The organism is Stomatobaculum sp. F0698, assembly GCF_030644385.1.
Taxonomy (GTDB): domain Bacteria; phylum Bacillota; class Clostridia; order Lachnospirales; family Lachnospiraceae; genus Moryella.
In genome coordinates, this window is record NZ_CP130060.1 from 2,080,560 (window position 1) to 2,092,239 (window position 11,680).

The following is an 11,680-nucleotide window of genomic DNA, read 5'->3' on the forward strand; positions in this document are numbered from 1 at the left end:
ATATGCGAACAGCTCTGGAGAACCTTCCCGAGTCGGGAAAACTGTCTTTGTCAGACGGACAGTTTGCACAGTTCGCACAGTTTTACGAGGATATGCTGGAGAAGAATCAGGTGATGAATCTGACCGGCATTACAGAGCGGCGGGAAGTTATCGTGAAACACTATATTGACAGCCTGCTCCCTGCCTGCCTGCTCCCCGATTTTCCGAGAACCGGAACAAGACTTCTGGATTTGGGCAGCGGCGCAGGATTTCCGGGAATTCCGCTTGCAATTGTCTTTCCGAACTTGCACCTCACTTTAATGGACAGTCTTAATAAAAGGATTGTTTATTTGACAGATGAAATCGCAAAATTAGGCCTGCAGGATCACACGGTGGCACTTCATGCGCGCGCGGAGGAACTGGCACGACAGACAGGACAGCGGGAAGCTTATGACTACTGCAGCTCGCGTGCGGTTGCCCGCCTGGCCGTGCTCTCCGAGTATTGTCTCCCCTTTGTCAAAGTCGGGGGACAGATGCTCGCCTACAAAGCAGGAGAAATCGAGGAGGAGCTTGCCGAAGCGCAGTTTGCAATCAAGAAATTAGGCGGTATAACGGAGCAAGTGGTTTCCTTCTCACTGCCAGACGATGCGGGCAAGCGAAGCTTGGTTGTCATTCGAAAAGTTAAGGAGACAGCGCGAATCTATCCGAGAAAAGCAGGTATGCCGACAAAGGCACCGCTGGTACTGAAATAAAATGAACCGGTTGATATCGAAATAATCCGAGTCGGAATTTACTCGGAACGGGAACAGAGAAGAAGCCGAGGCTGTGTAGAAATCACGGCCTAGGCTCTTTTTTTTATATGTTTCACGTGAAACACCATGTGTCGATTGTATGTTTCACATGAAAAAACGGTGTAAGAAAAGCCGAGCAAATGGTCGAGAGCTTCCGTTCATCGGAAAAAGCCGGATTCGACAGGTTGGAGATATTTGTCCTTCGAAAATGAAAGCAGGTTAAACCCTTGTCTGTATTAGCGGATGGGGTCATTCCGATATAGTGTTTCACGTGAAACGTAGAGGGGAATCGCTATCGTATATCTGCGCAGATGTATTCGATCATCGGCCTCCTAACTATGTTTCACGTGAAATCAAATATAGCAAACACTACTGTGTGACGGAGATGAAGAAAAATAAAATTATCGGCTCTTCTATTCTCCGATTGTCACAGGATGAGGCATTGTGCAGATAACAAATCCGAAAGCAAATCTGAAAAAGCTGCAGAGCAGACTGAAGCGCAGGCTCCCGTTTAGCCCATAAAGCGGAAATCAGATCGGATCCAAAGTGTAATTCAAATGCACATCATATCATCATGAATGAAAATCAAACTACAATCTGCGATATAACTTATGGCATTGAAACAACGAAATTGCAACGACTGATAGCTCATACGAGCAGACCAAGTGGTAAAGAGAAAATTGACCCATAAAGCCGATATCAATACCATGCCGTAAGTGTAGAAATGCTGCCCGATTAGAAGTCGTAAGACAGAAACTGAATTATCTTATAGACTGTATTATCTTATAGATAAGAACGATTGATTATTGAATTGATGCTGTCAGCGTATGCCGCCGGATGCAGAAATTGATTCCTTTCGTTTTCGACTTGAGACCTCCCCGGGTTCTCATGCTTTGGCATAGACGCTAAATGCTAAGATCTGATTTCAATATAACAATGTGTATAAGGCTGATATAACACAATCAAAAATAGCCTGTTTCTGATATTGCAGTTTCGAGTTATACCCATGTAATTGAATCGATACGATGGATGTTTCACGTGAAACAGTAAAGACAGGCTAAGAGGAGAATCTGAGGGGACGAATACATACGGACGCGGTGCTTGATAACTGTCAAACTGCGCTTATAGCTCGTAAGCCCACTCAAAGCAACGGTGCGGATAGGATACGATCATGTATGAGTTATGACCTTTCGAAACAATCTTCTCATACTGTGAGGGAATGTAACGATACCGGATATATGCTTGTATGCTTCAATTTTACGGCCAAGCGATGGTACCCGGTTATGTCAGCCGGACCGGAGCTTTGAGATTGAATCTACGATCAATGATGTTTCACGTGAAACAGTGAGGGCGGATGAGACCGTTTCTTCAAGCTGACGAGATGACATAAACGGGAGCTTCTAAGACCGGGATATATCAATATTCCAAGACCGGTTCGATGCAACAGATAGCCGAGTATTCATGGTATTGTCGATGTCATCGAGCACTTGGAAATCGAATCGCACCGTAGTGTTTCACGTGAAACAGAAAAGGAGAAAAATGTTATTGCGCCGAGGGGATGAGATCAATTCGTTGCGATACCTGGCAACAGTAGCTGATTTGATTTCTGTAAGACAGCTCAATGCGTTCGGAAGCCAATCGTAATTGGGATCCTCGTGTCATCTAGAACTAGAAAATTAAATCGCACTGTAATGTTTCACGTGAAACTGAAAGATAGAAGGCTGTTATTGCTTCGATGGGATGAGATCAATTCGTTGCGATACCTGGCAACAGTAGCTGATTTGATTTCCGTAAGGAAGCTCAATGCGTATGGTAGCAATCGTAGTCGGGATCGTCGTGTCACCGAGCACATGGAAATTGAATCGCACCTAATGTTTCACGTGACAGAGAAAAGTCGAAGGCTGTTATTGTGCCGAGGGTACGAAATTAATCCGTTGTGATGCTTGGCAGCGGTAACTGATTTGATTTCCGTAAGGAAGCTCAATGCGTCCGGAAGCCAATCGTAATTGGGATCCTCGTGTCATCTAGCACTAGAAAATTAATCGCACTGTAATGTCTCACGTGAAACAGAAAAGTCGAAGGCTGTTATTGTGCCGAGGGTACGAAATTAATCCGTTGTGATGCTTGGCAGCGGTAACTGATTTGATTTCCGTAAGGAAGCTCAATGCGTTTGGTAGCAATCGTAGTCGGGATTGTCGTGCCATCGAGCACGTGGAAATTGAATCGCTGCGTATTGTTTCACGTGAAACAGTGAAGTCGAAGGCTGTTATTGCGCCGAGGGGATGAGATTAATCCGTTGCGATACTTGGAAGCGGTAGCTGATTTGATTTCCGTAAGGAAGCTCAATGCGTTTGGTAGCAATCGTAGTCGGGATTGTTGTGTCACCGAGCACCGATAAACAGAATTGCACAGTCATGTATCACGTGGAACAGTTGAGAAAATGCAGTCGGAACTACTTTAAACCGATACTCCCTGGCTCCGGAATTTACGAAAGTTAAGCTGTATCGAAAGGAGTTATTTTCCGGATATATGCCGCATGATTCGCTGCTAGTTCTGTTTCAGCAAGATAGATTTACTGTCATTGAACGATCAATGCAAACGAATACCGGGAAAAGAAATCGACAACGAAGGATGTTTCACATGGAACATGTGAGAAAGATGCAGTCGCTCACGCTTCATAACCATATCCTCTGGCGCGACAATCATGAAAGTGATACTTCAATGACGAGAGCTTCTTCCGCATAGTCAGTGTCCGTTTCGTATCGAATACTGCACTGTCATTTCTAAGCGTAAATTTCGCGAACCGGCTATGCCATGTGAAGCAATATAGTTTCAAGACAGATTGTCACGCAGAGCAATAGTTCTGTGTGTCGAAGTGACCTTATCATGCTTTCATACGCAGGCGGTAATGTTTAGCGGCAATTTGCGATAACCGCTACATATAACAAGGAAATCGGCTAGTCTTCTGAGAGTCATTATAGCCGCTATGTAACGGGATTGCGGAATTTACGGACAGGCAGTTGAACAATTGATCTTTCTTCCGGCGTCATGTTTCACGTGAATTAGAACTGTAAATGATTGCAACTGCTGCGTTTGCAGATATGGCTCTATCGGATCTTTGCAGAGAAGCCGTTTATGTTGTCGCGCTTTGACTCCATGCGGAATAAATGATTCGATGCGTTGTTGCCATTCGGTTTAAAGAAGCTGCGGTAATATTCGGTTCTATAGTGCGGGGCAACTGCCCGTATGAAAGCAAACAGAGGCATTTCCGGTATGGCTACAATACGGTTTTCCATATACCGATTTTGCCTGCTATGCGTGTTCTTTGATATTTATCGGACGCTTCAGTTTGATACATCGCTTCTTCGCATTGCAATCGACTTGCTTACAGTAAAGTCTTCTCTTTCGTTTGGTGCTCACTGTGAAGCTGCTTTTTTTTCACGGAGACAGCTATCATTGTACGAACCGGTTTTCGCTTGTCCGCAGTTTTGTTTCACGTGAAACAAAGGATGGGTCGTCACATGGACTCAGGAAATCATAGGAAATCTTGATCGGAACTTTTCTCATGAATCCATTGTTTTATCACGTTCGTATATCAGTTCGAAGGATAGACAAGGCTGTATTTCGCTTGTATCGGAATCGAATTGAAAGACAAAGATAAAATGATTTTTCTGTCAGAAAGCAGGCGGCACGAAGACCGGAATTGCGCCGCCTGAGGCAGTAGGTACGAAGCGGGAAAATAGAGTTATTGCTTCAAAAATTCAGAGAAACTACCGCTAGGGGGACGGTTATTATTTCTTGGAGTCTTAATTTGTGTTATGATATAGAACAAAGCGAAAATTTTCGAATAGAGAGGCGCACGGTGAAGCAATCATGAAAAAAATCATTGCATTGTCAAATCAAAAGGGCGGAGTTGGAAAAACGACAACTGTCGTTAATCTGGCGGCGGCATTTGCGGAAGCCGGTATGCGTGTATTGGCGGTTGACTTTGACCCGCAGGGGAATTTATCGAGCGGTCTCGGAATTGAAAAGAAAAAGGACGATAACACAATATACGAGCTGTTGATGGATGCATGCACATTTGAGGAGGCTGTACACAAGAGCTATTCCGAGAATTTAGATGTGCTGACATCCAATGTAAATCTCTCCGGACTGGAACTCGAACTTCTGGAAAAGAAGAACCGAGAGTATGTTCTGAAGCACTATTTGGAGGCTGTGGTCGATCGTTACGACTATATCTTTATAGACTGCCCTCCTTCCTTGAGTCTTCTGACCATCAATGCATTGACCGCAGCGACGGATGTCATTATCCCCATTCAGTGTGAGTACTACGCGATGGAGGGTCTCAACCAAATGCTGCGGAGCATCAAGCTCTTGCAGATGAAGTTGAATCCCGCGCTGCGCATCAACGGCATTGTGTTTACGATGTATGATGCGAGAAATAATTTGTCGCAACAAGTCGTGGACAGTGTGAAAGATGTTCTGAAGGAATATATCTACGATACAGTCATTGCGAGAAATGTGCGTGTCGCGGAATCTCCCAGTTACGGAATGCCGGTAACCGAGTATGACCCGCGTTCCACCGGTGCGGAGAATTACCGCAAGCTTGCGGCTGAGATTTTAATGAGAGAGGCAGAGTAATATCTATGTGTGCGGTGAGTAAAAAGCGTAGACTCGGTAAGGGGCTCAGCGATTTGTTGGGCGGCATGGACCATCTCGAAGAAAAAAAGGAAGAGGCGGCAGTAGCGGGCAGCGCAGCCGCTGTCGAGCAGACAGTTGCTCCGGTTAAGGATAAAGAGATGTTGCTTCGCATCGAAGAGGTGCACGGAAATCCGGATCAGCCGCGCAAGCATTTTGATCCGGAGGCTTTGCAGGAACTCTCGGATTCCATTCGTCATTTCGGTGTATTGCAGCCTCTGCTGGTACAACGGGATGAGAAGGGCGGTTATCGGATTATTGCCGGTGAGCGACGTTACCGTGCGGCCCGGGCAGCCGGACTCAAGGAAATACCGGTGTTGGTCAGAGATTACAGTTCGCAGCAGGTGGCGGAAATTTCCATCATTGAGAATGTGCAGCGCGCCGATTTGAATCCGATTGAAGAGGCAATGGCGTATCAGATGCTGATACGCGACTATCATCTCACGCAGGAGGAAGTCGCGGACAAGGTGAGCAAAAGTCGCACGACTGTTACCAATGCACTTCGCCTTTTGAAGCTTGCGGAGGGCGCGCGCGATCTTTTGGTCGAGGGAAAAATTTCTTCCGGTCATGCAAGAGCTCTGCTCGCATTGGAGGATGAAGGCGAGCAGGAAATGCTCGCGGAGAAGATTGTCGCAGAAATGCTCAGCGTTCGGGAAGTGGAAAAACTGGTCAAACAGGCAAAGAAGAAACGCAAGGAGAAAAAAGAAAAGAAGGTCGAGACCGAGGATCTCAGTTTGTTCTATCAGAGCTACGAGGAGAAGATGCGGGGCATACTTGGCACCAAGGTCCACATCAACCGACGAGATAACAACAAAGGGCGAGTGGAAATTGACTACTATTCAATGGCTGAGTTGGAGCGCATCATGGATCTCTTGCGCTCCGTAGAGAACAAGTGAGGGGGCACTGTGTATGCAAACAGTGATATTTGGGGTTTTAGCCGCATTTGATGCGATTCTTTTGATTCTTGTGATCTATCTCTTGAGCAGGTACGGGAAAATCAAACGTTCTTATGACTATTTCATGCGGGGCAGAGATGCGGAGAGCATGGAGGACACGATACTCGGTTTGGAGGAAGCGCTTCGAGACCTGAGATCGGAGGACAGAGCAAATAAAGAAGCCATTCGTGTTCTGAATAAGAATCAGAGAGCTTCCTACCAGAAATTCGGCATTGTGCGCTACAATGCCTTTAAGGACATGGGCGGGAAAATGAGTTTTGCGATTGCTCTGCTCGACTACACCAATACCGGTTTTATTATGAATACCGTGCACTCGCGCGAAGGATGCTATCTCTACATTAAGACGGTAGATTGCGGACAGACCGAAGTATTGCTCGGAAGCGAGGAAAAAGATGCTCTGGAGCAGGCACTGGGTTACAAAGAGAGTTAACTTAATAAAATCGAAAGAAATCTTTGCTAACTTTTAGAGAGCAAATAAGCAGAACTATGGTAGTATTATACCAAGTTCTGCTGTACATGCTGAACGGCGGAATTGGAAAAATTCCGCCGTTTTTTTGTAAAAAAAATCGAACCTTTTACTGCAAAAACCCGTCCTTATATAGGTGGAGTGACTTACGCTGAGGTGGCAACATACTTGGGGAGGGAACGTGACATGACGACAGCAAAGGCAGATGCAAGCAGACGGTCTTCTCACATTGTAGTTCTGATTATAATGCTATGGCAGTGCATGCTTTGCTGCGGCACGGTGTTGGCGGTCGATACCGTGTCAAACTTTAGCGTGGAACACATTCAAGCGGCTGGCGTATCGGATCGGGCGTTTGCGGAAGCGATTTTTGAGAGTATTTCGGCTCATATCGAGGACGGCAGCTATACGGTAGCACCCGAAGAGAGCACGGAGAAAATTTTGCTGGAATACGGAACGACCACGGAGAATGCCGAAATTCGAGCAAACGGGAGGAATATTCGAGAGATTGCAGGGATTCATCTGCTTCGGAATGCGACCTATATCGATCTTTCGGATAATCTGATTTCGGACTTGAGCCCTCTGGCAGCGGATCCGGGAATCGTAGAACATTTAACGTATTTCGGGGCACGCGAATTGGACCTGCGCGGTAATCCCATCGCGCGTGTGCCGGAGAAACTGCGCGGATTTGAAAACGGTCACTATCGTCTGGACAGCACCTTGATTCTCCCGCTTCCGTTTTACGACAGAAACGGAACAGTTGAGAGACGAATCGTTCTGCACAGCACAGAGCAAGGGGAAAAGGCGGTCGTCGTTCGAACTTGCGGCGAGGCCGAGATTCTGCAAAGTGTGGAAAATGCATTTCAGCAGTCTTTGACTGCGGTGACAAGTTATCGGAGCAGTGCGACGGAGGAAGAGTCAATCGGTCTTCGCTGGTCGCTTCCGTTTGACTGTCGGCATGTGAGAGCGTTTCGGGATGAGTTAAGGCTTGAGACTGTGGGAGATGTGGAATTAATCGCGGTGACAACGGAGGGTGAACCGCTCTCCGGTATATGCTATCGTCTGATCTCTGAAAGCGGCAATTCGAATATGCGGATGCCGGAGCATACGGAGTTCTGTACCGATGCGGATGGCAAGTTGCTGATTTCAAACCTGCCGAGCGGAAGCTACCGGCTTGAGCAGCAGAATTTCCCGCCGGACTGTCACAGCTTACAGGATACGCTCCGTTTTATGGTAGCGGATGCCTCCGTATCGGCGCTTTCACTGAGCGGCCGCGATACGACATCGGATCGTTTCGATGAGATCGGGCACAGCGAAGAAGTATGGCAGCTATATTTCTCGGCAAGCGGTCCCTTCCTCGGAATAGAATCGGAAGCCGTAAATTCCCATATGCGGAATGCGAATTTAGGTATTGCGCATGGATTCATAGCGGACGGCGATGAACTCGAGCAGTTAAAAGGGGAGATTTTGGAGCACGAAGGCTATGTCCTGCTGCCGGAGAGCCGTGTACTGCTTTACGAAGATGAACGCTTATTGGCTGTCTACAGCAGTCCCGTTGAGGCGAGGCAGGCGCTCAATCGACGTCTGCGGGAAGGAAATCCGCAAGACGGCAGCCGGCGTATTCTTGTGACGGAGGAACTCTCTTGTCGGGAACGGACACAGCGCTTACGCGCGGTTTTTGTAAAACAGACGGGGAGGAGCATAGAGCGCATCGTCGTAAAAAAGAGTTGGGGGGCGGACAGAACAGAGGAAGAAGCTTATTTTCGTCCGCTGCTCTTGCGTGACGGAGAAGTGCTTGCGGTGCTCGGAGAAATCAAGGCAGTGAATACAAGCAACCATTGGGAGGCTGTCTGGGATTTTGAGGCAAGTTCTTCCGATGCGAGGAGAAGCCGAAGCGGCCGGGCAAGCGCAAGCAACGCCGAAGAGGCGGAGCTGTTTCGAGAAGATGCTCTCCTATTCTCCGGTGTCTTGCCGTATGGCTGCGTAATCGGCGTTGAGGAAATGAATATTCCGTTCGGTTGGATTCCGCAATATGAAGCGGTCCGCTACCAAGGAAGCGAGGCAGTGTTTCTGGTCTGCAATCAACCGGAGCTTCCGTGGAAGGCCGAAACTGTCATGCTGACGCGGAGCATCACTCCGCCGATCGTCGGGAGGGAAATGAGGAAAGCCCGAAGGCGGCAGCCCGAGAGGCGCGAAAAAATACGGGAGAACGCAGCGGAGCGATTCCATATCGAAGCGGCGCGGCATGAGCCGGAAACGCGGGAAATGCATGTCGGAACGGATGGGACAAGAAGCGATGTAAGCTATGAGATAGAGGAAAACAGCGAGAAGCGGATGCTGCGCGAAAGGAAAAGGACAAAGCAGCAAGCGAGGACACCGCTTCCGCGGGCTAGGTTAGAGCATTGTAAAGTACACAGAGGACGCCCGGTGCATTCGTACCTTCGCGGAAAGAGGCTGCAAAGCGGGAAAGGTGCGAAAACAAAGCGCGTCGGGCAGAAGTTACCGCAAACGGGGGAAAGACGACAGGGCATTTGCCCGGATGAAACACTGCTTTTGGGTCTGTTGATGTCGCTGTTGCTATTGCAGTCGGTTTTGAAGCAGTGTTTGCATACAAACAGGGGGACTGACAGATGCTGAGTTTACGGGAACAAAGGGTTGTGGAATTGGTCAGAGAATACCAGAAAGGCGATGTAAAGGCCTTTGACGGAATTTATTCCCTCTGCTATCAGCCGATTTATTATCTGATTTACAAGATGGTACGTGACAAGCATGAGGCAGAGGATCTCACACAGGAAGTGTTTTTACAAATATTCCATCGCATCGAAGATTTAACGGATCCGAAGAGTTTTAAGTGTTGGTCCAATCGGATTGCCTATCACAGCACTCTGGACTATATCACTTCCGTTCGTTATACAAGCACCAAGGGAGTTCCGCTGGAGGAAATGCTGGAATCGGAGCTGAGGGCGGATGTAATGTCGGACGGAGGGCTGTCCATTGAGCAGTTGGAACAGCGACATACCATTATGACGGCGGCGGATCAGTTATCCTGGCCTTTGCGAGCCACGCTCTTGCTCAAGTTCTTTTCGGAACTTAGGGAAAGAGATATCGCGGAAATTATGGATGTACCGATCGGAACGGTGAAAAGTCGGCTCTCCGAAGCAAAGAAAAAGATGAAGAAGTTGATCGGAAATAAACTCTTTTGCTTCAGTCCCTTCAGCTTTTATACCTTCTTTCTTCATTTGGAGTATCTGCAAACGGGCGGTCGGGCTGCCATGGCCTCTTCCGCTGTTTTCGGCAAAGCCGCGGCGGCAGTTCTCCTGTCTACGGGACTGGTCGGCAGCGTTGCGCTGCGTGGTGTCCGTATTTCTGCGGTGCAATATCGGGATCCCGGCTGCTATGTCAATGAACAGCTGCTGCGCTTTCAAGTGACAAGCGGAGCACCGATTAAAAAGATAAGCCTGTCCGGAGAGAAAGAAATTCCCTTGCTCCGGAACGGAAAAGCGTATGAAGCAATCGTCGAAAAAAACGGAGTTTATACGATAGAGGCAATCGATATCGCAAATCATAGAGCCAAAAAGACCATTCGAATTTCAAACATAGATAGCGAAGCGCCGGTATACCTCGGATATCAAGAGCAGGGGGATTGGATGCACTTGCGCTTTTCCGATGAGGCGGCACAAATAGACTGGGATACATTGTGTTGTGAACACGAGGAACAGACGGTAGAGAGTTTTTCGATTGACAGAGAAAACGGTGTTTTGCGGATACCGCAGGAACTGTTTCCGCTTCGGATTAAGATTCGAGACAGAGCGGGAAATCAGGCGGTCTATCTGTTTCGGAAGGGGGAGACGGCGAAACTTGAGCCGGAGACGACGGAGACGGAAGAAATCGCAGGCGAGACATACTGAGCAAAGGATATTCATCTGAGGAGGACAACATGCGTCGACTTGCGGATAGAAGCTTGCATCTTGGAATCAGACTTTGTGTGTTCCTTGCACTCATCTTGTTCGGGGTTATGCTTTCCCTGCGAGAGGCAGAGGCGGGAACAGAACTGCGGATTTCTCCGGAGTTTTTTGTGGATGAGACATCCGGTATTTTATTCCTCTGCGAACTGGAAAATGAGAGTGAACAGGAAATTCCGGAAGTACATCTTTCTCTTCGCTTGCCGGAGGGAAGTGCGGGTCAGGTATACCGCTTCTCGAATGCGGAATTCCTGCGAGAAGGAACGGAGGCCGTACCGTATGATGCCCTTTCTCATGGGGAGTCGCTGCAAATTTTTGTCCCTTCGCTAAAACCGGGAGAACAGTGTCTGTTGCAGGCAGAGGGAACGGTGGCATCCGCGGAAATGAGCGATGGCAGGCGAACGGAACTCGAAGTGGATGTGAGCCTGCGGCGTGGGGAGGAAGAACATAGGACAAGGAAGCGCTACGATCTTTCCGGACAAACGAAAGCGCTGTCGGCAGTCGGTGTCAGCTTGCACGGAGAACGAGTCGGGACCGCAAGGATGCGGGATGTAAATCGACAGGCGGAATTGAAGAGACCGGAACTACCGGCAGGGCAGCTCGAACTTGATATTGCAAAGGAAGCTCCGCCGGCAAAGAGGCGAGGCCCGGCGAGCGGCCTTCCGGTCGCGGAGATTCTGGTCTGCAGTATGGCCCTCTGGATGCTGAGCATACTGCTAAAGCAGCTGGCCGTCTATTTTGAAGAGGGAAAGCGAAAGTTCGATCCGAAGCGGAAGCGCTCTCCGCGGAAGGACGCAGATGAGGATGAGAAAAGAGACTAAAGTGTTTTCG

The 11,680-nt window shown here is 48.3% G+C and carries 7 protein-coding genes; all 7 read left to right on the forward strand.

Translation table 11 applies throughout. The features are described 5' to 3' along the window. The first annotated feature begins 2 nt into the window (after positions 1–2). The 7 genes from rsmG to QU660_RS09475 all read left to right on the forward strand — a co-directional run bounded on the left by rsmG (position 3) and on the right by QU660_RS09475 (position 11,670). On the forward strand, positions 3–731 hold the full coding sequence (gene rsmG / locus QU660_RS09445; protein WP_304947249.1) for a 16S rRNA (guanine(527)-N(7))-methyltransferase RsmG: 729 nt from the start codon (positions 3–5) through the stop codon (positions 729–731). Between the two features lie 3,912 nt (positions 732–4,643). Then, positions 4,644–5,411, forward strand: coding sequence for a ParA family protein (locus QU660_RS09450; RefSeq protein WP_304946249.1), 768 nt, complete (start codon positions 4,644–4,646; stop codon positions 5,409–5,411). Between the two features lie 5 nt (positions 5,412–5,416). Next, positions 5,417–6,364, forward strand: coding sequence for a ParB/RepB/Spo0J family partition protein (locus QU660_RS09455; RefSeq protein ID WP_304946250.1), 948 nt, complete (start codon positions 5,417–5,419; stop codon positions 6,362–6,364). Between the two features lie 13 nt (positions 6,365–6,377). Continuing rightward, positions 6,378–6,854, forward strand: coding sequence for a DUF4446 family protein (locus QU660_RS09460; protein WP_304946251.1), 477 nt, complete (start codon positions 6,378–6,380; stop codon positions 6,852–6,854). 222 nt (positions 6,855–7,076) lie between these two features. Continuing rightward, positions 7,077–9,524 (forward strand): SpaA isopeptide-forming pilin-related protein, encoded by a 2,448-nt coding sequence (locus tag QU660_RS09465; protein WP_304946252.1) that lies wholly within the window; start codon positions 7,077–7,079, stop codon positions 9,522–9,524. Further along, positions 9,518–10,795 (forward strand): RNA polymerase sigma factor, encoded by a 1,278-nt coding sequence (locus tag QU660_RS09470; protein ID WP_304946253.1) that lies wholly within the window; start codon positions 9,518–9,520, stop codon positions 10,793–10,795. The genes QU660_RS09465 and QU660_RS09470 overlap by 7 nt, the downstream gene beginning before the upstream one ends. 29 nt (positions 10,796–10,824) lie before the next feature. Beyond that, on the forward strand, positions 10,825–11,670 hold the full coding sequence (locus QU660_RS09475; protein ID WP_304946254.1) for a hypothetical protein: 846 nt from the start codon (positions 10,825–10,827) through the stop codon (positions 11,668–11,670). Positions 11,671–11,680 lie beyond the last annotated feature (10 nt).